The 25,216-nt window shown below is 55.8% G+C and carries 27 protein-coding genes; 20 read left to right on the forward strand and 7 right to left on the reverse strand.

Annotation, left to right across the window (positions count from 1 at the left end):
• Nucleotides 1–102: 102 nt before the first annotated feature.
• Nucleotides 103–954: a Vmh family MBL fold metallo-hydrolase gene (locus tag AC6I8T_RS09405; RefSeq protein ID WP_497833740.1), complete on the reverse strand. Its 852-nt coding sequence runs from the start codon at nt 952–954 to the stop codon at nt 103–105.
• Between the two features lie 122 nt (nt 955–1,076).
• Here AC6I8T_RS09405 and AC6I8T_RS09410 point away from each other — a divergent pair, with 122 nt between their 5' ends.
• The 3 genes from AC6I8T_RS09410 (at nt 1,077) to AC6I8T_RS09420 (ending at nt 3,714) form a co-directional block, all read left to right on the forward strand.
• Complete coding sequence (locus AC6I8T_RS09410; protein ID WP_208725387.1) at nt 1,077–1,973, forward strand: LysR family transcriptional regulator; 897 nt, start codon at nt 1,077–1,079, stop codon at nt 1,971–1,973.
• A gap of 90 nt (nt 1,974–2,063) precedes the next feature.
• Nucleotides 2,064–2,927, forward strand: a complete 864-nt coding sequence (locus AC6I8T_RS09415; protein WP_021186483.1) for an NAD(P)-dependent oxidoreductase — start codon at nt 2,064–2,066, stop codon at nt 2,925–2,927.
• A 4-nt stretch (nt 2,928–2,931) separates the two neighbouring features.
• Entirely contained in the window at nt 2,932–3,714 is a 783-nt protein-coding gene (locus AC6I8T_RS09420; RefSeq protein WP_021186482.1) for an AraC family transcriptional regulator, read from the forward strand.
• Here the strand turns inward: AC6I8T_RS09420 and leuA are convergent.
• Nucleotides 3,665–5,350: a 2-isopropylmalate synthase gene (leuA, locus tag AC6I8T_RS09425; RefSeq protein WP_208725388.1), complete on the reverse strand. Its 1,686-nt coding sequence runs from the start codon at nt 5,348–5,350 to the stop codon at nt 3,665–3,667. The two genes, AC6I8T_RS09420 and leuA, sit on opposite strands and share 50 nt — an antisense overlap.
• Nucleotides 5,351–5,673: 323 nt before the next feature.
• Here leuA and AC6I8T_RS09430 point away from each other — a divergent pair, with 323 nt between their 5' ends.
• From AC6I8T_RS09430 to AC6I8T_RS09465, 8 genes are all read left to right on the forward strand, one after another.
• Nucleotides 5,674–6,699 (forward strand): dipeptidase, encoded by a 1,026-nt coding sequence (locus tag AC6I8T_RS09430; protein ID WP_208725389.1) that lies wholly within the window; start codon nt 5,674–5,676, stop codon nt 6,697–6,699.
• Between the two features lie 151 nt (nt 6,700–6,850).
• Nucleotides 6,851–6,922, forward strand: a complete 72-nt coding sequence (pqqA, locus tag AC6I8T_RS09435) for a pyrroloquinoline quinone precursor peptide PqqA (protein WP_010617686.1) — start codon at nt 6,851–6,853, stop codon at nt 6,920–6,922.
• 55 nt (nt 6,923–6,977) lie between these two features.
• Complete coding sequence (gene pqqB / locus AC6I8T_RS09440) at nt 6,978–7,904, forward strand: pyrroloquinoline quinone biosynthesis protein PqqB (RefSeq protein WP_208725390.1); 927 nt, start codon at nt 6,978–6,980, stop codon at nt 7,902–7,904.
• Nucleotides 7,901–8,656: a pyrroloquinoline-quinone synthase PqqC gene (gene pqqC / locus AC6I8T_RS09445; protein WP_021183377.1), complete on the forward strand. Its 756-nt coding sequence runs from the start codon at nt 7,901–7,903 to the stop codon at nt 8,654–8,656. Before pqqB ends, pqqC begins: the two co-directional genes overlap by 4 nt.
• Before the next feature lie 4 nt (nt 8,657–8,660).
• A complete protein-coding gene (pqqD, locus tag AC6I8T_RS09450) occupies nt 8,661–8,939 on the forward strand; it encodes a pyrroloquinoline quinone biosynthesis peptide chaperone PqqD (protein WP_021183376.1) in 279 nt (92 codons plus the stop codon).
• Nucleotides 8,926–10,068, forward strand: a complete 1,143-nt coding sequence (gene pqqE / locus AC6I8T_RS09455) for a pyrroloquinoline quinone biosynthesis protein PqqE (RefSeq protein WP_021183375.1) — start codon at nt 8,926–8,928, stop codon at nt 10,066–10,068. The genes pqqD and pqqE overlap by 14 nt, the downstream gene beginning before the upstream one ends.
• Nucleotides 10,068–12,386: a pyrroloquinoline quinone biosynthesis protein PqqF gene (pqqF, locus tag AC6I8T_RS09460; protein ID WP_497833741.1), complete on the forward strand. Its 2,319-nt coding sequence runs from the start codon at nt 10,068–10,070 to the stop codon at nt 12,384–12,386. Before pqqE ends, pqqF begins: the two co-directional genes overlap by 1 nt.
• A gap of 122 nt (nt 12,387–12,508) precedes the next feature.
• On the forward strand, nt 12,509–13,093 hold the full coding sequence (locus AC6I8T_RS09465; protein WP_021183372.1) for a YceI family protein: 585 nt from the start codon (nt 12,509–12,511) through the stop codon (nt 13,091–13,093).
• Between the two features lie 40 nt (nt 13,094–13,133).
• On the opposite strand, the gene AC6I8T_RS09470 is transcribed toward AC6I8T_RS09465, so the two are convergent.
• A complete protein-coding gene (locus AC6I8T_RS09470) occupies nt 13,134–13,703 on the reverse strand; it encodes a hypothetical protein (protein WP_497833742.1) in 570 nt (189 codons plus the stop codon).
• Nucleotides 13,704–14,164: 461 nt separating this feature from the next.
• The gene (dld, locus tag AC6I8T_RS09475; protein WP_497833743.1) at nt 14,165–15,862 is read right to left on the reverse strand and encodes a D-lactate dehydrogenase; all 1,698 of its coding nucleotides are present in this window, start codon (nt 15,860–15,862) and stop codon (nt 14,165–14,167) included.
• A gap of 435 nt (nt 15,863–16,297) precedes the next feature.
• Between dld and AC6I8T_RS09480 the strand changes: the two genes are divergently transcribed.
• The 7 genes from AC6I8T_RS09480 (at nt 16,298) to AC6I8T_RS09510 (ending at nt 21,146) form a co-directional block, all read left to right on the forward strand.
• A complete protein-coding gene (locus AC6I8T_RS09480; RefSeq protein WP_021183369.1) occupies nt 16,298–17,278 on the forward strand; it encodes a 6-phosphofructokinase in 981 nt (326 codons plus the stop codon).
• A 10-nt stretch (nt 17,279–17,288) separates the two neighbouring features.
• On the forward strand, nt 17,289–17,603 hold the full coding sequence (locus tag AC6I8T_RS09485; protein WP_013508968.1) for a PTS sugar transporter subunit IIB: 315 nt from the start codon (nt 17,289–17,291) through the stop codon (nt 17,601–17,603).
• Nucleotides 17,596–18,963 (forward strand): PTS sugar transporter subunit IIC, encoded by a 1,368-nt coding sequence (locus tag AC6I8T_RS09490; protein WP_021183368.1) that lies wholly within the window; start codon nt 17,596–17,598, stop codon nt 18,961–18,963. The genes AC6I8T_RS09485 and AC6I8T_RS09490 overlap by 8 nt, the downstream gene beginning before the upstream one ends.
• Nucleotides 18,950–19,792 carry a class II fructose-bisphosphate aldolase gene (locus AC6I8T_RS09495; RefSeq protein WP_497833744.1) on the forward strand — a complete coding sequence of 281 codons (843 nt, stop codon included), beginning with the start codon at nt 18,950–18,952 and terminating at the stop codon, nt 19,790–19,792. The genes AC6I8T_RS09490 and AC6I8T_RS09495 overlap by 14 nt, the downstream gene beginning before the upstream one ends.
• A 62-nt stretch (nt 19,793–19,854) precedes the next feature.
• Nucleotides 19,855–20,124, forward strand: a complete 270-nt coding sequence (locus AC6I8T_RS09500; protein WP_021183366.1) for a hypothetical protein — start codon at nt 19,855–19,857, stop codon at nt 20,122–20,124.
• Nucleotides 20,125–20,133: 9 nt separating this feature from the next.
• Complete coding sequence (locus AC6I8T_RS09505; protein WP_497833745.1) at nt 20,134–20,571, forward strand: PTS sugar transporter subunit IIA; 438 nt, start codon at nt 20,134–20,136, stop codon at nt 20,569–20,571.
• Nucleotides 20,568–21,146 (forward strand): P-loop nucleotide/nucleoside kinase family protein, encoded by a 579-nt coding sequence (locus tag AC6I8T_RS09510; protein ID WP_208725395.1) that lies wholly within the window; start codon nt 20,568–20,570, stop codon nt 21,144–21,146. Before AC6I8T_RS09505 ends, AC6I8T_RS09510 begins: the two co-directional genes overlap by 4 nt.
• On the opposite strand, the gene AC6I8T_RS09515 is transcribed toward AC6I8T_RS09510, so the two are convergent.
• The gene (locus AC6I8T_RS09515) at nt 21,113–21,976 is read right to left on the reverse strand and encodes an NAD(P)-dependent oxidoreductase (RefSeq protein ID WP_497833746.1); all 864 of its coding nucleotides are present in this window, start codon (nt 21,974–21,976) and stop codon (nt 21,113–21,115) included. The two genes, AC6I8T_RS09510 and AC6I8T_RS09515, sit on opposite strands and share 34 nt — an antisense overlap.
• A 159-nt stretch (nt 21,977–22,135) precedes the next feature.
• On the opposite strand from AC6I8T_RS09515, the gene AC6I8T_RS09520 reads away from it, so the two are divergent.
• Nucleotides 22,136–22,930: an SDR family NAD(P)-dependent oxidoreductase gene (locus tag AC6I8T_RS09520; RefSeq protein WP_497833747.1), complete on the forward strand. Its 795-nt coding sequence runs from the start codon at nt 22,136–22,138 to the stop codon at nt 22,928–22,930.
• Between the two features lie 82 nt (nt 22,931–23,012).
• Here the strand turns inward: AC6I8T_RS09520 and AC6I8T_RS09525 are convergent, their stop codons facing one another.
• The gene (locus tag AC6I8T_RS09525) at nt 23,013–23,336 is read right to left on the reverse strand and encodes a cupin domain-containing protein (RefSeq protein WP_208725397.1); all 324 of its coding nucleotides are present in this window, start codon (nt 23,334–23,336) and stop codon (nt 23,013–23,015) included.
• Between the two features lie 117 nt (nt 23,337–23,453).
• Here AC6I8T_RS09525 and AC6I8T_RS09530 point away from each other — a divergent pair, with 117 nt between their 5' ends.
• On the forward strand, nt 23,454–24,095 hold the full coding sequence (locus AC6I8T_RS09530) for an RpiB/LacA/LacB family sugar-phosphate isomerase (protein WP_497833748.1): 642 nt from the start codon (nt 23,454–23,456) through the stop codon (nt 24,093–24,095).
• Between the two features lie 359 nt (nt 24,096–24,454).
• On the opposite strand, the gene AC6I8T_RS09535 is transcribed toward AC6I8T_RS09530, so the two are convergent.
• Nucleotides 24,455–25,210: an ABC transporter ATP-binding protein gene (locus tag AC6I8T_RS09535; protein WP_208725534.1), complete on the reverse strand. Its 756-nt coding sequence runs from the start codon at nt 25,208–25,210 to the stop codon at nt 24,455–24,457.
• Between the last annotated feature and the right edge of the window lie 6 nt (nt 25,211–25,216).

Genomic DNA, 25,216 nt, shown 5'->3' on the forward strand with positions numbered 1-25,216 from the left:
GATTGATACTTTTTTTCAGCGTTTTTTCTGACATAAATACGGCGCGTTCTGCCAAAGTTGGCCGCCTTTCTGACAATGTCTCAGAGCAGGCAGCCAACCTCATCACCACTTCATCTCGCCGCTATTCACCTTCGCGCTCAACGCCAGCGAGCTTTCGTCCGGCAAATTGGGGTAAGCGGCTTTCATCGTCTCAATCACTGCCACCGAACCTTTCTTCTCTGCCAGCGCGGCTTCAAATTTTTGCAGATAATTCAGCGTGAAGGTCACCGCCTCGTCGCCACGCGGGCGGGGGCCAATATAATGACCCGGAATCACCACTTTCGGTTTTAACTGCTGTATTTCACGCAGTACGCTCCGCCACTGCTCGCGACTGGCGGGGGTTTGGGTATCTGCCGTCCAGACGTGAATGCCAGCCGCCACCGCAGTACCGCCGAGAATCGCCCGGTTTGCCGGAATCCAGACATAAGCGGATTTATCCCCGGCGTGACGTAATTCAATACGTTCGCCATCGACGCTGAAACCGGTCTGATAAGTTGTCTGTGGCACAATTAATTGCGTGGGGGCACCACCCGGCATTTTCGGTCCCCAATATTGCAGCTTGGCCTGTTTGGTGGCGTCGATATGTTCCACCACCAGCGGCGAGGCCACGACTTTTACCTGTGGGAAGGCTTTAACAATCGATTCCAGACCAAAATAGAAGTCAGGATCGCCCGAGGTAATAACAATCTGCGTCAACTTTTTGCCGCTGGCTTTAATCATCTCCACCAGTTTTTCGCCATCTTTCGGGCTGAACTGCGCATCAAACAATATTGCTTCATGTGGGCCAGACACCAGGGTTGAAGACACCGGGAACAACCCCTGTTCCTGCGGGTTGTAGACCTCAAGGTGCAGTGGTGCGGCCAATACCGGGCCTGCGGTCAGCAGCAAACATAACGGTAATTTCTTCATTTTCATCACATATTCCTTTAAGCGGCAGCCTGCCGTCACTAAAAGCCTCATTGTAGGGAAATCTGGGTCTGTTAGAATTCCCGCAATCAGAGATGGTCAGTTTCATAAAACGATCAGATGGGGCGGATATGGACAGAGTGACGGCGGCAACGGTATTTAATCGTATCTGCGAACTGGGGAGCCTGAGTGCGGCGGCGCGGGCGCTGGATATTTCGCGGCCGATGGTAAGTCGCTACCTGGATGAGATGGAGAAGTGGGCCGGAGCGCGTTTACTGCATCGTTCTTCGCGCCGTCTGACCATTACCCCGGCCGGAGAAAAAATCCTCGAAAAAAGCCGTGCACTGGCGCGACTCGCTGAGGACATTGCCGATCAAGGCACACAACGCGACGTGCAGGGCATCCTGCGTGTGGCCTGTGCGCACTCCACTGCCACCCATATTCTGGGGCCGATGATCCCGGCGTTTTTGGCCCGCTACCCGGCGCTGCGCATTGAACTGGAGATTAACAATCAGCCCGTGAGTCTGGTCGGGGAGCGCATCGATCTGGCGGTGCGCATCACTAACGATCCTGAACCAGGCGCAATTGCGCGTCGCCTCGGCGAATGTGTGTCGGTGGTGTGCGCATCACCGGCGTATTTGCAGCAGTACGGCACCCCGCAAACCCCGCAGGACCTGACACAGCATAATTGCCTGCACTACAGCCGTTTTGCCGGGCAACGCTGGCAATTTAATGACCGCAACGGTGAGGTGATCACCACCACCATCAGCGGTAATTTCAGTGCCGGCATCTCTTCGGTGTTGTGCGATGCGGCCAGCGCCGGTTGTGGTGTGGCGATGGTGCCGGAGATGGAGGCACGTGCGGCGATCAACAGCGGGCAGTTACAACGTTTGATGCCAGACTTTACGCCCAAAACGCTGGGTATCTATGGTCTGTATATGTCACGCGATCGCCAGCCTGCGGCCTTGCGCCTGTTTCTGGCGGCGGTGCAGCAGCGCCTGGCTGAGGATGTGCCAGCGGCAAGTTAAAAAATGTTTTCATCGCACCTCTGGCCTGGCTGTGGACCACAATTCCTGTCAGGCTAGCGTGTTTATGCCAAATCAGAGAAGGGAAAGAAGATGAGTCAGCAACCTGTGGTAGCGGTGTTAGGACTGGGCGCAATGGGGCATGCTTTTGCTGCCAACCTGCTGAAAAAAGGCTTTGTGGTACGCGGTTGGAACCGTACCCGCGCCCGTGGCGAAGATTTATTGTCAGCCGGGCTGATGCTGGGTGACAGTGCCATCCAGGCGGTGGACGGCGCAGATGTGGTGATCGCCATGCTGTCTGACGGTGAGACGACTCGCCAGGTGGTACAAGACGCGCAGGGCGCATTGAAGCAGGGCGCTACCCTGTGCCAGATGGGCACCATCGGTGTCGAAGCGACAGATGCGTTAATCGCGGAACTGGCGGCCTCTCGCCCGGATGTGGTGTTTATCGATGCCCCGGTGTCGGGCACCAAGGCCCCGGCAGAAAACGCGCAGATTCTGGTGATGGCGAGCGGCGACCAGAGCAAAGCCGCCGCAGCGGAACAGGTATTTGCGGCGATTGGCAAGGGCACCCAATGGCTGGGTGAGGCCGGTGCCAGTTCGCGTATGAAGCTGGTGGTGAACAGCTGGTTGATTGGTCTGATGCAGAGCCTGGCGGAGAGTACCCGTCTGGCGGAGCAGTTTGGTTTCACCACCGACGATCTGTGGAAAGTGCTGGACGGTGGCCCGCTGGCGGCGCCTTACGCCAAAATGAAACTCGGCATGATTGCCAGCCAGGACTTCACCCCGCAGATGCACCTGATCTGGGCGCTGAAAGATGCCCGTCTGGCGCTGGATGCGGCGGGTGAAGCCAAATTGCCGGCGCTGGAAAATATCGTCGAGGTCTGGCAGCAAGCGGTGGATGCGGGTTACGGCGAGCAGGATCTGGCGGCGGTTTATCAGTTCCTGAAGCGCTAACCCGATGACTGCGGTGCTGAACTTCAGTTTTGCCAGCCGTCCGCTGGTGCCGTACGCCCATGATTATGCGCACGGCGCGGTGGAGCCGTGGCATCACCACGACTGCGCGCAATTGATTCATACCCTGAGCGGCGTGGTGAAGGTGGAGACGCAGCACGGCAGTTGGATCGTGCCGCCCAGCCGGGGCGTCTGGTTGCCTGCGGGTACGCGCCATGCGTTGCAGATTACCGGTCAGGTGGCGGCGCGCACGGTGTTTGTTGATCCGCTGGCGCGTGCTGACCTGCCCGCCAGTTGTCAGGTGGTGCAGATCTCGCCATTGCTGCGTGAACTGATTGTCAGCGCCATCGATCTGCCCGAAAGCTATCAAGCAGGCAGCCGTGCCGAGCGCATCTACGAGTTAATTCTGGATGAAATTCGGGTGATGGATGTGCTGCCGTTCGGCCTGCCGTGGCCGGAGAGCGCACGCTTGTTAACGCTGTGCCAGCAGATCCAGCAGCAACCCGGTGAAAACTGGACGCTGGCGCGGGCGGCGGCGGAATTGTGCGTCGCGGAGCGCACTCTGGCGCGCCACTTCAGTCGCGAAACGGGTTTACAGTTCAGCGACTGGGTGCGGCGCGCCCGTCTTGGCGTCGCCCTGACACGACTGGCGCAGGGCGATTCGGTGCTGGCGGTGGCACTCGATCTGGGTTACGACAGTCCGAGCGCCTTCAGCGCGATGTTTCGCCGTTTGCTGGGTGTTACGCCAGCGAACTACTTTCCTGCGGCAGAAAAGCGTGGGCGGCATTGAGCAACGCCTGCAATGAGGCGCGCGCCACGTCATTATCGATACCTACCCCCCAGGCGCGTTCGCCACGCGTGTTGAGGCAGCTGAGATAGGTGACCGAACGACTGTCGCTGCGTTTGCCGAGCGTATGTTCGTGATAATCCTCAATGCTCAGCGTCAGGCCATAACGCTGGCGCAGTGCCGCCACCGCCGCTGACAGCAAACCGTTGCCTTTACCCTCCACACTGATCTGCTGCGCGCCTTGCTGCACACGGGCTTTCAGTCGCGTTTCACCGGATTCATCGCTGTGGCTCTCTGCTTCCAGCAAGCGACGCGCCGGGTGGGTCAAGCCGTAGTGTTCACAAAACAATTGCCACAGGGCGTGATGGGTCATCTCCTGACCGTGCGCATCGGTCTGTTGCTGCACGATACGGCTGAAATCCTGTTGCAGACCGCGCGGCAGTTGCAGACCGTGATTCTGTTCCAGCAGCCAGGCGGCACCGCCTTTGCCAGATTGGCTGTTCACCCGAATCACCGCCTCATAGCTGCAACCGATATCGGCGGGATCGAGCGGCAGGTAGGGCATCTGCCAGAAAATTTCCTCGCGCTGTGCACGCTCGGCAAAACCTTTGCGAATCGCATCCTGATGCGAACCGGAAAACGCGGTAAACACCAGCTCCCCGGCATAAGGATGACGTGGATGCACCGGCAACTGATTGCAGCGCGTCACCACTTCCAGCACCTGCTGAATATCACTGAAATCGAGCTGCGGGGCGACGCCCTGGGTATAGAGGTTCAGCGCCAGCGTGACCAAATCGACGTTACCGGTACGCTCACCATTGCCAAACAGGCATCCCTCCACACGATCGGCTCCGGCCAGCAGCGCCAGCTCGGCACAGGCGATACCGGTGCCGCGATCGTTATGCGGATGGACGCTGATGCTCACCTGTGAACGCTGGCTAAAGTGACGGCAGAAATATTCAATCTGGTCGGCATACACGTTGGGGGTGTTCACCTCCACGGTGGCAGGCAGGTTAATGATCATCGGCCTTTGCGCATTGGGTTGCCAGATTGCCGCCACCGCTTCACAAATCTCCAGCGCAAATTCCGGTTCGGTAAAGCAGAACGTTTCCGGTGAGTACTGGAAGGTCCAGGCAGTATCGCCCTGGCTGGCGCAGCGTGCGCGGATCTGTCGAGCCGCCGCGCAGGCCAGCTCGATAATCTCGGCCTTGCTCTGGCGAAACACGCGTTCACGGAACAGCGGGGCGGTAGCGTTGTACAGATGGATGATGGCGCGGGGCGCCCCACGCAGCGCTTCAAAGGTGCGATCAATCAAATCGGCACGCGCCTGGGTCAACACCTGAATGGCCACATCGTCAGGGATATGACGTTGTTCAATCAGCAGGCGCACAAAGTCGAAGTCGGTTTGCGAGGCGGCCGGAAACGCCACTTCGATCTCTTTAAAGCCGCAGCGCAGCAGCAGTTGCCAGAATTCCAGCTTGCGCGCGCTGTCCATCGGCGTGGCTAACGCCTGATTACCGTCACGCAGATCGGTCGACAGCCAGCGCGGTGCCTGAGTCAGCTGGCGTGATGGCCACTGACGTTCGGGTAAGTTGATAACCGGGTAAGGGCGATATTTTTCAGCGGGTTGGGTAAGCATTGGGATTCTCCTTATGTTCTGCGGTCAGTGTTGCCGAAACCCGGTGGTGCAGGCTCGCCCATTGCTGACAACCACCCGCGCAAAACTGACAAATCCTGCGTGATAAATCACGCCGCTACCAACCGTGTACCTGGCGTATCAACGCGCGACAAATCCCATCCGACAACCCGTTACCCAACGGTAGTGGCGCGATTTATCGCGCAACATTATGCGCCATCATCGGCTTCCCGGCGGCTGCGGCAGAAAAGTCCTTCTCGCGTTGCATTGCTCAGCAGCAGGCGTGCGCGTAGCATAGCCGCATGTTTTCTTCTTTTTCCTCGCTTATGTCACTTCCCACATTTGATGGTCATAACGATCTGCTGCTGAACCTGTGGCTGCATCATCGTGATAATCCCGCTGAGGTGTTTTTCTCCGGCATTGCAAACGGTCACCTTGATTACCCGCGGATGCAGCAGGGCGGTTTTGCGGGTGGCCTGTTTGCGTTATTTGTGCCACCGCAGCGTTATATCGAGCAGGTTGCCCCGCAGCGTGCGCAGGAGCGCGTGGCGCCACTGGAGATTCTGTGGCAGCAACTCGCCATCCTGAAAACTCTGGTGGCCGAATCACAGGGGCGCGCCCGCCTGTGCCTGAACACGGCGGATATCGCGGCCTGTCGGGCTGAGGGTGTGCTGGCGATGGTGGCGCATATCGAGGGCGCGGATGGTTTTGATGGTGAGGGGGACGCGTTGACAGCGTTTTATCAGGCGGGGGTACGCAGTATCGGACCGTTCTGGAATCTGCCCAATCGTTTCGGCGCGGGCGTCACCGGTAATTTTCCCGGTTCCCCGGACAGCGGCCCCGGTTTAACCTCCGCCGGGGAGGCGCTGATTGTCGCCGCCAATCGGCATCGTATGCTGATTGATGTTTCACACATGAACGAAAAGGCGTTCTGGGATACCGCGCGCTTATCCACCGCGCCGCTGGTCGCCACCCATTCCAACGCGCATGCCCTTTGCCCACAGCCACGTAACCTCACCGATGCGCAATTACGGGCTATCCGCGACAGCGGCGGTATCGTGGGTGTGAATTTTGGTAACGCCTTCTTACGCCCCGATGGTAAACGCGACAGTGATACGCCGCTGATCGAAATTGGTAAACATATTGATCACTTAATGGAGATAATGGGGAGTGATCATGTGGGCTTTGGCTCCGATTTTGACGGCATCAGCACGCCGGACGCCTTAAAAGATGTGTCCGGGCTACCCAGGATCTTCACGCTATTGCGCGAGATTGGCTATGATCAGCCGTTACTGGAGCAGCTTGCCTGGGGTAACTGGCAGCGGGTGCTGAAACAGATTTGGCGGGAATAACACAATTCCCTTACCGAAACAGGGTTGATCTGTTCGTCACATTGGCGCAACATCAGCCCGCGATGTGTATTGCGATCGGGATCACGTTTCTCGGTGCAAACATTCCATGCAGAGAATGCTCTGCGTAAAGAGACTTTAGAGGAAGAATATTATGTGGAAAAAACCTGAATTTGTTGACCTGCGTCTGGGCCTGGAAGTGACTCTGTACATCTCCAACCGCTAAGACTTCTGCCCGCCAATCGCGCGGGCATTTTGTTTTCTTTCTCCGGTCATTTCTCATGTTTATTAAAGTTCTCGGTTCAGCGGCGGGCGGTGGTTTTCCGCAGTGGAACTGTAACTGCGCCAATTGTAGCGGCTTGCGTAACGGCACCATCCAGGCACAGGCACGGACGCAATCCTCGATTATTGTCAGCGATAACGGTGAAGATTGGGTGCTGTGTAATGCCTCACCTGATATCAGCCAGCAAATTGCCCACACGCCAGAACTCAATAAAAAGGGCGTGCTGCGCGGTACCGCGATTGGCAGCATCATTCTTACCGACAGCCAGATCGACCACACCACCGGCTTATTAAGCCTGCGCGAAGGCTGCCCGCATCAGGTCTGGTGCACCCCGGAAGTCCATGCTGACCTGACCAGCGGCTTCCCGATTTTCACCATGTTGCAACACTGGAATGGCGGTTTGCAGCATCATGCGTTGACGCCGCTGGAGCCTTTCAGTGTCGATGTTTGTCGCAATCTTGAGTTCACCGCCATCCCGATTCTCAGCAACGCGCCGCCGTACTCGCCGTTCCGCGATCGTCCACTGCCCGGACATAACGTGGCGCTGTTTATTACCAACCGCGCCAATGGCCAAACCTTGCTGTATGCACCAGGCTTGGGTGAGCCGGATGCGGTGATCATGCCGTGGCTGCAAAAGGCCGATTGCCTGCTGATAGACGGTACCGTCTGGCAGGATGATGAGCTGCTGACCACCGGCGTTGGTAAAAATACCGGCAAAGCGATGGGCCATTTAGCGCTGGCTGAAGAACAAGGTCTGATGGCGTTGCTGGCGTCCTTACCGGCGAAACGCAAAATTTTGATTCATATTAATAACACCAATCCGATCCTCAACGAGCAATCGCCACAGCGTCAGTACCTGACACAGCAGGGCATTGAAGTGAGCTGGGATGGGATGGCGATCCATTTGCAGGAGTCTTCATCGTGATCATTACTGAAGCCCTGACGCCAGCCGCCTTTGAACAGGCACTGCGCGCCAAAGGTGCCTACTACCATATCCATCACCCGTACCACATCGCCATGCACAATGGCGCGGCGACACCGGAGCAGATCAAGGGCTGGGTTGCCAACCGTTTCTACTACCAGACCAACATCCCGTTGAAAGATGCGGCGATCATGGCGAACTGCCCGGATCCGGCAACACGCCGCAAATGGGTACAGCGTATTCTCGATCACGATGGTAGCAACGGACACGAGGGCGGTATCGAAGCCTGGTTGCAACTGGGTGAAGCGGTTGGGCTGACGCGTGAAGAACTGCTGTCTGAGCAGCATGTGCTGCCGGGCGTGCGCTTTGCGGTCGACGCCTACGTGAACTTTGCCCGTCGCGCCAACTGGCAGGAGGCGGCCTGTAGCTCGCTGACCGAATTGTTCGCGCCGCAGATCCATCAGTCGCGTCTCGATAGCTGGCCGCAGCACTATCCGTGGATCAAAGAGGAAGGTTATTTCTACTTCCGCAGCCGTCTGAGCCAGGCGAACCGCGATGTTGAGCACGGGCTGGCGCTGGCGCTGGAGATCTTCACCACGGCGGAACAGCAGAACCGTATGCTGGAAATCCTGCAATTCAAGCTCGACATCCTGTGGACCATGCTCGATGCCATGACCATGGCTTACGCGTTAGAACGTCCCCCTTATCACACGGTCACCGATAAGGCGGCCTGGCACACCACCCGACTGGTATAAACAGATGAAAGATAACCTGATCCCCGCGTTCCGCCGTGGCTATCGCCTGCAATGGGAACCGGCGCAGGAGAGCCACGTTGTGCTCTACCCGGAAGGCATGGCGAAGCTGAATGAAACCGCGACCGCCATCCTCGAACTGGTGACCGGCAAACAAGATGTCGCCGCGATTATCGCGACGCTGAATGCGCGCTTCCCGGATGCGGGTGGTGTGGATGAAGACGTAAAAGCATTTTTGCAGTCTGCTATTGAACAGAAATGGATCCAGTGTCGTGAACCCGAATAAAAACGGCGTGACGCCGCCGCTGTGGCTGCTGGCCGAGCTGACTTACCGCTGCCCGTTGCAGTGTCCGTACTGCTCGAACCCGCTCGATTTTGCCCAGCAGGAAAAAGAGCTGACTACCGAACAGTGGATTGAGGTGTTCCGTCAGGCACGCGCGATGGGTAGCGTGCAGCTCGGTTTTTCCGGCGGTGAACCGCTGACGCGTAAAGATTTACCGGAACTGATCAAGGCGGCGCGCGATCTCGGTTTCTACACTAACCTGATCACTTCAGGCATTGGCCTGACGCAAAACAAACTGGATGCGTTTGCCGATGCCGGACTGGACCATATTCAGATCAGCTTTCAGGCGAGTGACGAAACGCTGAACGCTGCGCTGGCCGGATCGAAGAAAGCCTTCCAGCAGAAACTGGAGATGGCGAAAGCGGTGAAAGCACACGGTTATCCGATGGTGCTGAACTTCGTGTTGCATCGCCATAACATCGACCAGATCGACAAAATTATCGACCTGTGTATCGAGCTGGAAGCCGATGATGTCGAACTGGCAACCTGCCAGTTTTACGGCTGGGCGCATATCAATCGTCAGGGATTGTTACCGACGCGCGAGCAAATCGCCCGTGCCGAAGCCGTGGTGGCCGAGTATCGCCAGCGCATGGAAGCCAGCGGCAACCTGACCAACCTGTTGTTCGTCACGCCGGATTATTACGAAGAACGTCCGAAGCCCTGCATGGGCGGCTGGGGATCGATCTTCCTCAGCGTCACGCCGGAAGGTACGGCATTGCCGTGCCACAGCGCCCGCCAGTTACCGGTTGAGTTCCCGTCGGTGCTGGAGCAGAGTCTGGACGACATCTGGTATAACTCATTCGGTTTTAACCGTTACCGGGGTTATGACTGGATGCCGGAGCCGTGCCGTTCCTGTGACGAAAAAGAGAAGGACTTCGGCGGCTGTCGTTGCCAGGCCTATATGCTGACCGGCAATGCTGACAACACCGACCCGGTATGCAGCAAATCGCCACACCACGATAAAATCCTCGAAGCCCGGCGTGAAGCCAGCTGTAGCGATATCAAAATCGCACAACTGCAATTCCGTAATCGCGCCAACTCGCAGCTGATCTACAAGCAGCGCATTCTCTGATGACCACGCGCAGCCTGACACTGGCGAACGGCCTGCGCTGTCACCTCCACCAGCAACCTGATGCGCACGATGCTGCCGCGTTGGTGCAGGTGACGGCGGGCAGCCTGCATGAGCCGGATCGCTGGCCAGGGCTGGCGCATTTGCTGGAACATCTGGTGTTTTGCGGTAGCACAGGCATCGCTGATGACCAGCGCCTGATGCCGTGGGTGCAGCAACAGGGCGGCCAGGTCAACGCGACTACCCAGCTCAGCGACAGCGCATTTTTCTTTCAGGTTCCGGCCAGGGCGTTGGAGGCAGGCGTCGCGCGTCTGCTGGATATGCTCGCGGCTCCGCGTCTGACTGAGGAGGCCATCCGCCAGGAAAGTGCCGTCATTGACGCGGAGTATCGTTTGCTGCAACGCCACGCGGCCACATTGAGCGAGGCGGCGTTGCTGGATATGCCTGATGCCCCTGCGCGGTTACGGCGTTTTCGTGTCGGCAGTCAGGTGGTTTTCGGTGACAACGTCACAGACTTGCAGCAGGCGTTACGCGCGTTTCATCAGCAGCATTATGTGGCGGAGAGCATGACGTTGTGGCTGCAAGGCCCACAATCCCTGGTGGAGCTGGAACAACTGGCGCAACGCTATGGTCAGCAACTCAGGCCGGGCACCGCACCGGTCATCGCGTTGCCATCCCCATCAGGCGGCATCTCGCACCGGCAGATCCAACTGGCGGGCGAAGAAGCCTTCTGGCTGACTTTTATCTTGCCGGACAGCGCCGATACGTTACGTGACAACGTCACCTTGTGCCGTCAGTTCTGGCTCGATGAGGCCCCCGGCAGTTTGCTGGCACAACTGCGGGCTGCCGGGTTGTGTGAAAATATCAGCCTGCAATGGTTATGGCGTGATAGCCAACACAGCTGGCTGGTGCTGAAATTTACGGCGCGCACCCTTAGCACGCGCCAGGCTCTGTGCATCGAAGCGCAGTTCCGGCAGCACCTCAGCGACCTGATGCACACCGGAACCCCACAACGTCACCATTATCAGCGGCTGGCGCAGGAAGACTTCCGGCAACTGACACCGCTGGAGCAACTGCGTGGCCGTGCTACTGGCTTTGCGCCGGGCACTGCTGCCGACTTTGGTGACTGGCTCCGGCTCCTGCAACAATGCCAGCCACGCCGATTGCTGACCCAGGTCCAGGTTGACGCGATAACCCGCCACACCCAGGGATTCGACCTCGCGCTTGCCGACTGGCCAGCACCGGCGAAGGTGTCGGCCTCGGGACTGCCATGTTGGTTTTATCCACTGGCACAGCCGCCGAGTCTGCGGGCGTTGCCTGACCAGAGTTTCCCCATGCTGCGGGTAACGCCGGTTCAGCCACAGCAGACCTTGCTGTTGCGTCCGGCATTTTACCAGCCGTTAAGTGATGAGCTTGCCGGGGCGCGCCAGCAATTGCTGCGTCCCATTCTCGCTGCGTTACGCCATAGCGGCGGGCGTGGGAGTTGGCAGCAGGTACAGGGGAGCTGGCAACTGACCCTGCATCTGCCGAAAGAGCGGGACGCGGCGTTGGCTGCGGTGCAACAAACGGTGCAGGCGCTGCATATTGGGGTTGAACCTCAACCGGTGAATGCTGCTGATGGCATCGTGATTCGTCAGTTGTTAGCAGCGTTGCCGCACCAATTGCTGACAACATCAGCGGCACCAGGCTGGCAGGCGGCCTGGAGTGGTAGCGACATGGCGTTGGCTGAGGACATCGCGCGGGTGCTGAGTGACCTGCCGTTGGCCGCAGCGGCGGCTGAGCCATCATTAACCGCAGGCGTGACCGCCATTCCGTGCTCAGGTCGTGACCAGGCGCTGCTGCTGTTTATGCCATTGATCGCCGCCGATGATGCCTCGCTGGCCGCGTTGCGCATGCTGGCGCTGATTTATGAACCACGCTTTTTCCAGCGCCTGCGGGTTGAACAGCAAATTGGTTATGTGGTGTCGGCGCGCTACCAGCGAGTAGCGGATGTGGATGGCATCCTGCTGGCGTTGCAATCACCTGATATCCCCTGGCCTACGCTTCTCGGTCATTGCAAACGCTTCCTGCGTGCCCTCGATGTTGCTGAGGTCGATCTCGCGGCCTTGCAGCCAACATTGCGCAACCCGCTTTCCAGCGTGGATAACGCGACGGCGGCGTTAAGGGCATTGCGGCAGCAACAGGGACTGGCGGAATTATCGTCCGACGCCATTGATGCTCTTTGCCTGACACAGCTGCAACAACTCCATCAGCGTTTGCTGCGTGGTCGTCGTCACTGGCGAGTTCTGGTGGCGTTAAGTCAGACGCTGAATTGTCCCTAAAAGTAACTGTTTCGTATTGATATTGCTGAATTTTTTTGAAAAATTCAGCCAAAACTCTTCACTGTTCCTGCGCGGCATAATGCCCGACACTCAAGGCATATTCTGAGCAAAAAGGAACACCCGTGAAAAACGTTACTCGCTTCGCACTGCCGTTGCTGGCCGCCGCTACCCTGTACGCTCCGCTGTCACAGGCGGCTGCCATGCACTACGATCTCAACCCGGAACACACCTCGGTGATTGTCACCTGGACCCACTTCGGTTTCTCCCATCCCACCGCCGACATCCCGAACAGCAAAGGTACGCTGGTGTTTGATAAGGACCACCCGGAGCAGTCACGCGTTGACGTCACGCTGCCGATCACCCAGATCGATAGCCATGTCCCGGCGCTGACCAAAGAGTTTCTCGGCAAAGAGTATTTCGACACCGCGAAATATCCGTCAGCGGTGTTCCACAGCACCAAAGTGGTCGCGAAGGGCGATAATAAGTTTGATGTAGAAGGGAATCTGACCCTGAAAGGCATCACCAAACCGATTACTCTGCACGCCACTCTGAACCAGCAGGGTGAGCATCCGATGGTGAAGAAGCAGGCGATTGGTTTTGATGCCACCGGCACCATCAAGCGTTCTGACTTCAAGCTGGATAAATATGTTCCGGCGGTGAGCGACGATGTGACGCTCACCATTTCGACCGAAGCGTACGCGAAGTAATTAAGGTCCATAATGGCGCGATTTATCGCGCCATTATGGATTAAGCAATAAATCCAAACGGCGCAAGCTCAGGTAGCTCAACTTTGAGTTGATGCCATTGTTGGTCGCGACCCCGGATAAAGATTTTATTATCCCCTTCCATTTTAAGCAGTTCACCAGGATGTGATTTCTCATTGATAGATTTAGGTGCTTGATAGACCAGAGCATTCTTGTCGATCTCATGCCAGATGCCACGCAAATCCATAATCATGGTATAGAGCGGGTTGCTGGCATCGATCTGACCGGGAATCAGTCTGTTGGCTATTTCTGTCACCGTTTTCTGACTAAGATCCCCATGCAGCAGCAGAAACATGTCATAGCTAAAAAAGAAATCCCGTAACACGGCGACTCTGTCGGGAGAATAGATAGCTGAAGCCCCTTTGGTTGTGCAGATTACACACATTTCGTTATGTTGTATCTGAACACCATTCAGGGTTGAATTTCTCTCCGGATGATAAAAGAAATAATCCTTATTACCCATGTCAATCTTTAATTCGTCTGTTGTATCCAGTTGTGTTCGTATGCCGTTATTATGCTGGAAAATTAATTTTTCTTGAGTACGTTGAATCACCGAAGCGTCGGAACTCTGCAATAGCCAGTTATTCGGGAACCACATACGTCCGGGCGTAAAAGACCAATGGGGAAGTATGTTATTTGCTATCAGAGGAGGATTTGTGGCATCAACGGAATGAGCAAAGGAGACAGCGCTGTTGGGCGAGTTAGCAATATCAGATATATTCTGGTAGAGAAGAGGATATATTTTTTCCGTTTCTTCCTTAGTGTAATCATGGCTTTCCGTTTAAGGCGTGCTTGACGTGAAATTTGCTGTAATTAAGTTCATTTAGCCCCCAGGTGGAATCAATAACCAATACTTGACTGTCCACTATGGTGCATTTCCATCACTATGTATTTATATTTATAATAATTTCAGGTTACTGTGCCGATTTGATGTTTTCTTACTGAAATTAATCAGAATTAAATCATAATCTTTTTGCGTGGCGGCGCAGGATATTGCGCCGCCACGGGCATGAGTTACTCCGCCCAGAATTTCTTCTTACTGGTTTTGCCAATCCCCGGATTGCAACTGTTGGTCGGATCGAGTTGTTTCCAGTGCGCCACATGATCGCAGGATGCGTGATACAGATGTCCGACGTTATGTTCTGCCGGATACTTCGCCCCACGCTGCTCCAGTACGACTTTCACCGCCTCTTTAAACGCCTTTGCATCCACGCCCGCCTTCAGCACATAATCCTGATGATTAACGTAGCAGAAGAAATGCCCGCAGCAGGAATCAACCTGCACCTGCGCTGCCAGGTGATCTGGCAGCGTTAAACGCCAGGCATCATCATTACGACGCAACGCCACGTCAAACGCCACCAGACGCTCATTCGGGTTGTAGCCCAGCGCATCACAGTAGGAGATGGTGCAGCCGCCCACGCCAAAGCGCACCAGGAAGGCATCTGCTGCTTCGCGTGCATCGCAGTGGAAGAAATCACCGCTGTGGTTGGCAAAAAAATCTGCCAGTAACCCCTGCAATTCAGCGGCTTGCGCTGACTCCACCTTAATCATCAGATGATGTTCATACGCGCTGCGATAATCCATGATGCGTGGCGCGACAAAGCGCGGAGTGATCTGATTAAAGAATTGCAGCACCCGATCAACAAAATTGCGTGGCAAAAATTTCAGGTGGCTGACGCGCACATCCCACCTGGCTTTGCCGGCCATCAGGCGCGGTATCGCCTGCGGGCCGAGTTTGCGAATTGCCAGATACATATGTTTGGCGTAACGCACGGTGAGGTCAAAGGCGTTACGGTGGATATACTCCGCCTGCACCGGCAATTCACTCATCCGCGTCAGCAGATAGCGGCGCAGTTCCACCAGCACCAACTCATCGTTGGTGCCGATATAGAAGGTGTCGCTGCCAGCACTGGCTTCGAAGGTAGGAAGACGCACCGCAAACACCACCACTTTACCTGCGCTACCCGAACTGTCATGCAGATAACGCAGATCGCCATTAAAGCGCGCGGGGCTGTCGGCGCTGACGTCGCGCAGACGGTCAGCGTAGTCATCCGCCCAGATCTTTCCCTGCCAGTCGGGTTGGTCACCGGTTTGGTACTGCTGACGGGTGAGATTTTCCAGCATCGCTTCCGGCGTGTCACCCAGCGCAATGCCGAGATGGTTGACCATCTCCAGTCGACCATCATCATGAATGCGGGCAAATAACGATTTTTCGGTAAACGCCGGACCACGGCGAATCAGCGAGCCACCGGAGTTGTTGCAGATGCCGCCGACCACCGACGCACCAATACAGGACGAACCAATGACCGAGTGCGGCTCACGCCCCAGCGGTTGCAATGTTTGTTCCAGCTCCGTCAGGGTGGTGCCGGGGAAGGCAATCACCTGACGCGCCTCATCAATGACCTGCACGCCCTGTAACTGGCGGGTGCTGACAATCACCACCTCACGATCGTAATCGTTGCCGTCCGGCGTCGAGCCGCCGGTTACGCCGGTGTTTGATGCCTGCATCAGAATAATGGCGTCGTGCGCCACGCATACCTGAAGGGTTTGCCACAGTTGTAATAATGTCTGGGGGAGCACCACGGCCAGTGCCTCACCGCGCCCAACGCGAAATCCTTTGGTGTACCAGGCCTTATCATCAGAATGGGTTAACAGCTGTTTTTCACCTACCACGTCACTCAGTTGACGCAACATTTCCTGCGGGGATGTCATGTTTTCTCTTCTGTGTCATGTGTCTGCCGGGTTATTGGACAGGCGGATACGGCGCTATGTCAATCATTCATCGGCACTAAAGTTAAAATAACGCACTGAAGCATTATCCCTTTATCTCGCGCGGAAAAACCGCGGCGTACCAATAAAAATGCGCGGGTTATCACAAAATAGAGGCAAAGCAAAAAGACAAATAAATTGTTAAATCGGGCCAGACAGGCAGAGGTGTGAAAAATATATAACGTGATGAATTTTATAATAATTCCATCTCTTTGGAAAAATTTACCATGTGATTAACATCACAAAATTAGGTCTGTAAATATCTTTGTCAATGACCTCGACGGATAAATTCGTAGCAATAATGTGATCTCCATTGCAAATACAAATCCTCTTCACCGGAAAAATGGCTGTCAGAAGCGCAGCGTAAGGAGCAGGATAATGAGAATTGGCATGGTGATCAGCGGTGGTGATGTTACCGGCATAAATAACTTTATCTTTCAGATTTCTCGCTTAACCCAGGCGGATATGGTGTTATTTAACGGCGGCATTCCAGGGTTGCTGGAAAATAAACATCAAGAAATATCGCAGCGTGATCTTGTGGATTATGCCATCGCGGCGATCCCGGTGATGCAATCAGGACGGCCAACGAGAAAATTAATTCGACCGGAATATGAAGCCATAGCGAAACAACTTAAATCGCTACGCATTGACGTATTAATTATGGCCGGAGGCGATGGGTCGCTGCAATTCCTCCATATCCTGAGTGAATTTGGTGTCAATTGCTTTGGCGTTGGTATGACCATCGATAACGATGTATTCGGCAGCGATTATACTATTGGCTTTTCCACCGCCTGTGAACAGGTGCTGAAGGAAGTGGCGAAATTACGTAACACCGGGCGTGGATTGCCGGGGCGCGTATTTATGGTGGAGTTGCTGGGTGGTTATTGTGGCGAATTAACCCTGCAATCAGCGATTAAATCCAATGCGGATTTTGCCTTGATCCCCGAGTGCCAGATTCCGCCGCATGAGCTGGCGGAACGGGTCACGGCACGTCTGGCGCAGCAAAACAGCGTGATTATTCTGTGCTCTGAAGCCTATACCCGCGAATATTCGCCGGGGTTCCAGGGGGCGATCGATACCTTAATTAAACAACTTGAACCTTTGATTGGTGTGCGTATCCGTAAAACCATCATCGGTTACGGCCTGCGTAATGGCGAACCCACCTGTGAAGAAATTTATCAGGGCACCATTATGGCCAGCGAAGTGGCGCGTTGTATTCAGTCGGGAATGCGCAATAAAGCCGTCATTATTAATGGCAGCAATAAACCGATACCCATTGATTTAATAAGCATGAAAAAACGCCTGGTTGACACCGAAGGGCATCATTACAAACTCGCTAAACAACTGCATATTCTGTGAGGAGATAGCCATGCTGAAAATATTATGTGTGTGCGGATGTGGTCTGGGGTCCAGTTTCGCCATCGAAATGAGCGCCAAAGCGGTATTAAAAAAGTTAGAAATTGATGCAGATATCGATCACACCACCATTTCTGAAGCCAATGCGTTTAAATCCGACATGATTTTAACGCAGAAGGCATTTGCCGACGTATTAAATGCCGATGCCAGTCCGGAACAAATGAAACGCGTGATTATTCTCAACAAGCTGACCGATAAGGCGGAAATTGAGCAAAAGATCGTGGCGTTTATGAAAGAACACAACATGAAGGTTGCCAGCCATGAATAGTGTTATTAACTTCCTGGTCAAAGATCTGTTAGGGCAGGCATCGATTCTGATCGCCTTTATTGCCCTGGTGGGTCTGCTGCTGCAAAAAAAATCCGCAGGCAAGGTGGTGGAAGGCACCTTTAAAACCCTGCTCGGTTTCTTAATTATGATGGCGGGTATCAACATCATTGTCGGTACGCTGACCTTCCTGAATACCATCTTTACCCACGGCTTTGGCATGCAGGGTTATATCACCGATGTTGCTGCCATCGCCGGGTTAGCGAACCGCGAGCTGGGTTCAGAGGTGGCGTTGACACTGTTGGTGATCTTTATTGTCAACATCATCATTGCCCGTCTGACACCGTTCAAATACATCTTCCTCACCGGACAGGCGCTGCTGTGGATGGCGACTATCGGTGCGGTGATCGGCTACAAAGCGGGGCTGACAGGCTTACCTCTGATCCTTACCGGCGGCATTTTTGGTGGTGTGATGGCGGTGGTGATGCCGGCACTGGCACAACCGGTAGTTCGTCGCATCACCGACTCGGATGATGTTGCGCTCGGCCACTTCTGCACCATTGGCTACCTGGTGACGGCGGCAGTGGCGAAGGTGGTCGGCAAAGGCTCGCGCTCCACTGAAGATCTGAAGCTGCCGGATAACTTCAAATTCCTGCAAGACACCTATCTGTCGATGGCGGTGGTGATGGTGCCGATGTACCTGATCCCGGCGCTGGCGGCAGGCCCGGCGTTTATCGCTCAGTACAGCAGCGGTATGAACTACCTGATGTACGCCTTTATGCAATCGATTCAGTTCGTGTGCGGGGTGTTTGTGCTGTATAGCGGCGTGCGTCTGCTGCTGAATGAGTTGGTACCTGCCTTCCGCGGTATCGCGATGCGCATCGTACCGGATGCTAAACCGGCACTCGACTGCCCGGTGATGTTCCCCTATGCACCGAATGCGGTGATCGTGGGCTTCCTCGCCACCACCCTTGGGTCGGTCGTTGGCATGCTGGTGTTCCCGATGTTCGGTCTGGCGATGATTTTACCGGGCCTGCTGACCAACTTCTTTGCCGGAGGCACCGCTGGGGTGTTTGGTAACGCGCTTGGCGGTCGTCGCGGCGCGATGATCGGCGGCTTTGTCCACGGTCTGTTCATTACGCTGCTGCCGGCCATTTTGGTACCGATGCTGGAAAGCTACGGTTTCACCGGCGTGACCTTCAGTGATTCAGACGTTATCAGCACTGGCCTGGTACTCGGCCATGCCTTCCAGAATAACTGGCTGTTCGTCGCCCTGTTTATTGTCTTCATTACCCTGATCGCCTGGTTTGTTAACGGAAAATCCACTAAGCCTCACGAGGAAAATATTCATGAAACTTTATAACTTTACCGATCTGTTACAGGTGGCCAAACAACGTGAATTTAAAGCGCTCGGTTCCTTTAATTTACACTGTCTGGAGATGTTACCGGCTTATTTTAAAGCGGCGGAAAAAACCAATAGTCCTTTAATGATTCAGATCTCTACCGGTACGGCGAAATATCTCGGTCATAAATTGTTGGTCGATGCGATTCGTTCGCTGGCGGAAAGCCGCAATGTACCGACCTGTTTGCATCTGGACCATTGCTCCGACCTGGATGCCATTCAAACGGCGTTGGATGCCGGTTTCAGTTCGGTGATGTATGACGGTTCACATCTGCCGATAGAAGAGAACATCTCCAACACGCGGAAAGTCATTGATATGGCACGCCCGCTGCATGTTTCGGTTGAAGCGGAACTGGGGGCGATCGGCGGTTCAGAAGATGGTAAGTCGGTGGAAATGAACGAAACTTCCTTCACCACCGTGGACGATGCGAAACGTTTCGTGGATGAAACCGGTGTCGATATGCTGGCGATCTCGATTGGTACGGTACATGGGTTATACACCGGCAAAGCACATATCCAGCATCAGCGGCTGGCGGATATTACCGAAGCAACGCACACGCCATTGGTACTGCACGGCGGCACTGGCGTCAGCGATGAAGATATGCGTCTGGCAGTGCGCAGCGGTATCGAAAAAGTGAACGTCGGCACAGAAATGAACGTGCAATGGGTGGCGCGCTGTAAACAGACGTTCGAAAAGGGCAAAGTAAACGACAGCGTGCGCAATTTCCTGGTACCGGCGAATGATGCCGTTACCGATGTGTTAGTCGAAAAAATTCAGTTATTCCGCTAAACCGCATCTTTCATGACGTATTAACCTGAGGTGCCCTGGCGCCATTCGGGGCAGGAGACGCTATGTTCGGATTCAGGAAAAAGGTCCCGGAAAATAACGGGCAGGATCAGCAGGAAATAGATCGTCAGGCTGAAAGTATCAGCGAGAAAATAAACGCGCTGGAGCAGCAGCTGGCAAATAATCCACGGGCGGGGGACACGCAAAAACAATTAATGCTGGAATATAATCGTGCATTAAGTTTATTTGCCAAAAGCCGCCGTTTTCGTCAGGAGATTGATCCGCTGTTCGTCAAAATCGATGAGCTGCGTAATACCATCCGCAAATCGATTTAAGGAGGCGGTATGAGCATCAAACAACTGTTGCAGGAAGCGAATGCGATTCAGGTGGGGATTACCAGCCGTGACTGGCGGGAAGTGATCAGCCTTGCCGCCCGGCCACTGGTGCAGGGCGGCTATGTCAACGCCTCCTATCCCGAAGCGGTGATTGCCAACACCCTGACGCACGGTGCGTATTACGTGTTTGAAGAGGGGATTGCCATCCCTCATGCCCGACCGGAAACCGGAGTACTGAAGGATTGCTTCAGCCTGATTGTGCTGAAGGAACCGGTGTCGTTCGACGGCAGCGACAAGGCGGATATCGTCATCATGTTTGGCGCGCGTGACAGCAATGCGCATATCGAGGAGGGCATCCGCGCGATTGTCACGATGCTGGAGGATGAGGAGACGCTGGTGCGACTGCGCAAAGCCAGCAGTGTGGCGGAGGTAATGGACATCCTATGACAACCCCTACTGAAGAAAAATGCGTGGTGCTGGTCAACGGCATTCCCGCCTCGGGTAAAAGCACACTGGCGCGCGCGCTGGCGCAGCAATTTGGCCTGCCGGTTTTGACGCTGGATAGCCTGAAAGAGCCGTTTATGGCCAGCTTTGCGCCGGTGGATCGCCTGCGCAATCGTCAGCTCGGCTGTGCCGCCTATCAGGCGATATGGAAGATCGTCGGCCAGGCACCGGCCAGTTGCGTTTACCTGATTGATGCCTGGTTTGGTTTTCAACCCAAAGCGGTACTGGAGGAGGGATTGCAACACGCAGGCGTGACGCGGGTGCTGGAACTATGGATGGCGATCACCCCGGATGAAGTGGTGGCGCGCTATCAGGCACGGCTGGAACAGCGTATGCCGGGGCATCCGGGGGCTGAGTATCTGCCCGAACTGCGGCAACTGGCGGAGCGGGCGCAGCCGATGGCGCTCGGTCCGGTGTTGCAACTGGATGCCCGCGCGCCGGACGTGGCCGCTGCACAAGCGTGGTTGCAGCGGCAACTTCAGCGTCAGTCAGCGCGGGCGCTTTCGGCATCGGGTTGAAAGAAGGCCGCCAGCAGGTCGCTGAGTCGTTGATCGCCTCTGCGGTCGGCTGCCAGCTGGCGGCACACCTCGCCCAGCGCCTGATACAGGCGATCGGTTGCCAGCTCGCCCTGATTCAGCGTCGCGATTTCATCCATCTCCGCCGCCCAGCGCCAGGCTTTTGGCAGCATATCCGGGGCGGCTTTTTTCATTCTTTTCAGGATCTGCGGCTGGCTCTCCGTCATCTCCTCATGCAACGCCTCCGCCGCGCCAACCCGACTGGCGTTAATCAGCATCGCTGACACCAACAAGGTGATGCCTTTATTGATCCCGGCGTAGGACATTTTTAGCGCGGATGCCGCGCCGTTTTCCGCCGACATAATGCGCACGCGCAGGCCCAGGTCGCTCAACTCCGCTAACTGGCTGGCGTGGGGGCCGGAAAACCAAAAGCGTGGCCCGTCAGGATTCTGCTCGCCCGGCGGCAGCCCGATAATCGCGCCATCGACAAAAGGTGTGCCGGTGGCTTCAATCACCGCTGCCACCTGTTGCAGCGTTTCCGGGCTGATGGCGTTGCAATCGACGTACAGCGGTTTGCGCGCCGCCGCCTGTAAATGCGGAGCCATCTGCTGCGCCCAACTCAGGGCGAATTCGGGCGGCACAATAGAAAAAATAATGTCGGCGTCACACAGCGCAGCTTCAGTGGCATCGATAATGTGCGCGGCGTGCGCGCGTTGTTGTGAGTCGGCAGAGCGTTGGCTTAACGGGCTGATGACGCGCGCGCCGTGCTGGCTCAGCACCGCCGCAACTGCCGCGCCCATCGCACCCGGTGCGGCAAAGGCAAGGGTTTTCATGATGTGGTCCCACGGGAGTGAAAGCATTGAGTGTGGCTGCGTTTTGTCCGCAATTGGCAAACTCTTTGGTTACAAAGCATGTTTCGTTAATGCGGTGCGTGCAGTATCTACCAGGCTTTTCGATGGTGTGCAGGTATCGTAACCAATATGGAGAATGTGATGAAAATCGATCTACACGGCAAAACAGCGTTAATCACCGCGTCCACCGGCGGCATTGGTTTCGCCATTGCGCAGGGGCTGGCCGAGAGCGGGGCCGAAGTGGTGTTGAACGGGCGCAGTGAGGCGTCGGTCAGTCGGGCGCGAGACAAACTCAATGCTGCGGTGGTGGGGGCGAAAATCCATACCCATATCGCCGATCTCAGCAGCGCACAGGGCGTTGAGACGCTGCTGAAGGGATTGCCTGCCATCGACATTCTGGTGAATAACGCCGGGATCTTTGGTCCGAAAGATTTCTTTGCCACCGACGATGAGACCTGGGAAGCCTACTGGCAGACTAACGTGATGTCCGGCGTGCGGCTATCACGCGCCTTACTGCCGAATATGGTGAAGAAAGGTTGGGGCCGCGTGGTGTTTATCTCTTCCGAGTCTGCGCGCAATATCCCGGTCGATATGGTGCATTACGGCGTGAGTAAAACCGCGCAGCTTTCTCTGGCACGCGGTCTGGCGAAAGTGGTAGCCGGTTCCGGCGTCACGGTGAATAGCGTGTTACCCGGCCCAACAATTTCGGATGGTTTTGCCACCATGATGGCCGACGAAGTGAAACGCACCGGTAAATCGCTGGAGACGCTGGGGAAAGAGTTTGTTATGAGCCAGCGCCCGAGTTCGGTGATCCAGCGGGCCGCTACCGTCGATGAAGTGGCGAATATGGTGGTGTACGTCTGCTCCACTCAGGCGTCGGCCACCTCCGGTGCTGCGCTGCGCGTCGATGGCGGCGTGGTGGATGATATTGTTTAACCAGGCAGAAAAAGCGCGATTATGTGCGGTCCGTAGCGGCGCGATTTATCGCGCAAATCTGTACGCGATTTATCGCGCATACTTACCCAAGAAAATCCTCACGCTGCGGGGTAAAAGTATCCAGCAGCGTGCCCGCTTCCAGGCAGACACAGCCGTGCACCACATTTGGTGCTTTATACAAGGTGTCACCGGCGCCCACTTCTTTGGTCACACCGTTGATGGTGAACGCAAAGCGCCCGGAAAGCACATAGGTCAGTTGTTCATGCGGGTGGTGATGCAGTGGACCTATCGCCTCTTTTTCAAAGCTGACCTCAACCGCCATCATGCGGCCACCGTGCGCCAGCACCCGGCGGGTCACGCCATTCCCCAAATCCTCAACCTGTGTGGCATTGCGGTAGATAAACATCGTCATTCCTCGCAGTTGTGTGACATAACTCACAAGCAAAAGGGCATTTCTCTGCTGCATTTTACTGATCTTTGATTAAAATGAAACGGTGTTTCAATTTAATATGAAGGATGGATCATGAAAATCGCGTTAATGATGGAAAACAGCCAGGCGGCAAAAAACGCCACCGTATTAACCCAACTGGAGACGGTGGCACAACCGCTGGGTCATCAGGTGTTTAACGTCGGCATGAGCGACGAGCAGGATCATCATCTGACTTATATTCACCTTGGCATCATGGCCAGCGTGCTGCTCAACAGCAAAGCGGTGGATTTCGTGGTCGCCGGATGCGGCACCGGACAGGGCGCATTGATGTCGCTGAATATCCATCCCGGCGTGGTGTGTGGCTACTGCATCGACCCGGCTGACGCTTATCTGTTTGCCCAGATCAATAACGGCAATGCCTTGTCGCTGCCTTTTGCCAAAGGTTTTGGTTGGGGGGCAGAACTCAACCTGCGTTTTATCTTCGAGAAAGCCTTCACCGGGGAGAAAGGGCTGGGTTATCCGCCGGAACGCAAAGAACCACAGGTGCGCAACGCTGGAATCCTTAACCAGGTGAAAACGGCGGTGGTCAAAGAACATTATCTCGATACCTTGCGTGCGATCGATCCTGAACTGGTGAAAACCGCGCTGAGCGGCCCGCGTTTTCAGCATTGCCTGTTCGAGCATGGGCAGAATGACGAGATTGTGCGCTTTGTGCGTGAGGTGGTGGCGCGTTAACCCTCACCCTAACCCTCTCCCGCAAGCGGGAGAGGGGACCGATCGAGCATATGGCACATCTCCCTCTCCCGCTTGCGTGAGAGGGGACCGATCGAGCATATGGCACATCTCCCTCTCCCGCTTGCGTGAGAGGGGGCCGATCGAGCATATGGCACATCTCCCTCTCCCGCTTGAGTGAGAGGGGGCCGATCGAGCACATGGCACATCTCCCTCTCCCGCTTGCGTGAGAGGGGACCGATCGAGCATGTGGCACATCTCCCTCTCCCGCTTGCGTGAGAGGGAGCCGATCGAGCACATGGCACATCTCCCTCTCCCGCTTGCGGGAGAGGGCCGGGGTGAGGGCAGAAGACCGCCGGGCATCAAACCGCAGCTATCTCCGGATGTCGACTCGCCTCTACCAGCATCTGCGTATATGGCACCGCCGCCTGTCCTGCCACCAGCGACTCCACATCCAGCGTTTCAAGCACTTTGCCGTGCTGCATCACCGCAACGCGGTGACACAGATGCGCCACCACGCCGAGATCGTGGGTGACCATCAGGTATGTCAGATTTTCCTGTTGCTGCAAGTCACTCAGCAAATTAAGAATCTCCGCCTGCACCGAGACATCCAACGCGGAAGTCGGTTCATCCAGCAGCAACACGCGCGGTTCCAGAATCAGGGCGCGGGCTATCGCCACACGCTGACGTTGACCACCGGAAAGCTGGTGGGGGTAACGCGTTTGCCAGGCGCGGTTTAATCCGACCTTTTCCAGCATGGTCGTCACGCGCTGTTGCCGCTGACTGATGCCATGAATATGCAGCGGCTCCTCTAGAATATCGCCAAGGGTATGGCGTGGATGCAGCGAACCGTAAGGGTCCTGAAACACCATTTGTACTTTGCGGCACAGCGGGCGCGTGATGCGGTGCGCCAGCGGTTGATCGTCAATCGTCAACTCCCCTTGCCAGTGGTTAAACAATCCGGCGAGGCATTTGAGCACCGTGGTTTTGCCGGAACCGGATTCGCCCACCAGGCCGAAGATTTCACCTTCCCGCACTGCCAGGTTAACGTCAAACAGCACCTGATGACGCTGTTCATCCTCGCCAAAACTCAGGTTAAGATTCTGTACCCCGATCATCGGTTT

It is taken from the genome of Pantoea sp. X-Soil-OKNW-556 (assembly GCF_059730695.1).

Bases quoted from the DNA above. Each gene is read 5' to 3' on its own strand.
- AC6I8T_RS09500 (WP_021183366.1), top strand. From the start codon at position 19,855: ATGTTCGGATTCAGGAAAAAGGTCCCGGAAAATAACGGGCAGGATCAG.
- AC6I8T_RS09495 (WP_497833744.1), top strand. From the start codon at position 18,950: ATGAAACTTTATAACTTTACCGATCTGTTACAGGTGGCCAAACAACGT.
- leuA (WP_208725388.1), bottom strand. From the start codon at position 5,350: ATGCTTACCCAACCCGCTGAAAAATATCGCCCTTACCCGGTTATCAAC.
- AC6I8T_RS09515 (WP_497833746.1), bottom strand. From the start codon at position 21,976: ATGAAAACCCTTGCCTTTGCCGCACCGGGTGCGATGGGCGCGGCAGTT.
- AC6I8T_RS09415 (WP_021186483.1), top strand. From the start codon at position 2,064: ATGAGTCAGCAACCTGTGGTAGCGGTGTTAGGACTGGGCGCAATGGGG.
- pqqB (WP_208725390.1), top strand. From the start codon at position 6,978: ATGTTTATTAAAGTTCTCGGTTCAGCGGCGGGCGGTGGTTTTCCGCAG.
- AC6I8T_RS09525 (WP_208725397.1), bottom strand. From the start codon at position 23,336: ATGTTTATCTACCGCAATGCCACACAGGTTGAGGATTTGGGGAATGGC.
- dld (WP_497833743.1), bottom strand. From the start codon at position 15,862: ATGACATCCCCGCAGGAAATGTTGCGTCAACTGAGTGACGTGGTAGGT.
- pqqF (WP_497833741.1), top strand. From the start codon at position 10,068: ATGACCACGCGCAGCCTGACACTGGCGAACGGCCTGCGCTGTCACCTC.
- AC6I8T_RS09535 (WP_208725534.1), bottom strand. From the start codon at position 25,210: ATGATCGGGGTACAGAATCTTAACCTGAGTTTTGGCGAGGATGAACAG.
- pqqD (WP_021183376.1), top strand. From the start codon at position 8,661: ATGAAAGATAACCTGATCCCCGCGTTCCGCCGTGGCTATCGCCTGCAA.
- AC6I8T_RS09410 (WP_208725387.1), top strand. From the start codon at position 1,077: ATGGACAGAGTGACGGCGGCAACGGTATTTAATCGTATCTGCGAACTG.
- AC6I8T_RS09505 (WP_497833745.1), top strand. From the start codon at position 20,134: ATGAGCATCAAACAACTGTTGCAGGAAGCGAATGCGATTCAGGTGGGG.
- AC6I8T_RS09490 (WP_021183368.1), top strand. From the start codon at position 17,596: ATGAATAGTGTTATTAACTTCCTGGTCAAAGATCTGTTAGGGCAGGCA.
- AC6I8T_RS09530 (WP_497833748.1), top strand. From the start codon at position 23,454: ATGAAAATCGCGTTAATGATGGAAAACAGCCAGGCGGCAAAAAACGCC.
- AC6I8T_RS09485 (WP_013508968.1), top strand. From the start codon at position 17,289: ATGCTGAAAATATTATGTGTGTGCGGATGTGGTCTGGGGTCCAGTTTC.
- AC6I8T_RS09480 (WP_021183369.1), top strand. From the start codon at position 16,298: ATGAGAATTGGCATGGTGATCAGCGGTGGTGATGTTACCGGCATAAAT.
- AC6I8T_RS09510 (WP_208725395.1), top strand. From the start codon at position 20,568: ATGACAACCCCTACTGAAGAAAAATGCGTGGTGCTGGTCAACGGCATT.
- AC6I8T_RS09430 (WP_208725389.1), top strand. From the start codon at position 5,674: ATGTCACTTCCCACATTTGATGGTCATAACGATCTGCTGCTGAACCTG.
- AC6I8T_RS09520 (WP_497833747.1), top strand. From the start codon at position 22,136: ATGAAAATCGATCTACACGGCAAAACAGCGTTAATCACCGCGTCCACC.
- AC6I8T_RS09420 (WP_021186482.1), top strand. From the start codon at position 2,932: ATGACTGCGGTGCTGAACTTCAGTTTTGCCAGCCGTCCGCTGGTGCCG.
- AC6I8T_RS09405 (WP_497833740.1), bottom strand. From the start codon at position 954: ATGAAAATGAAGAAATTACCGTTATGTTTGCTGCTGACCGCAGGCCCG.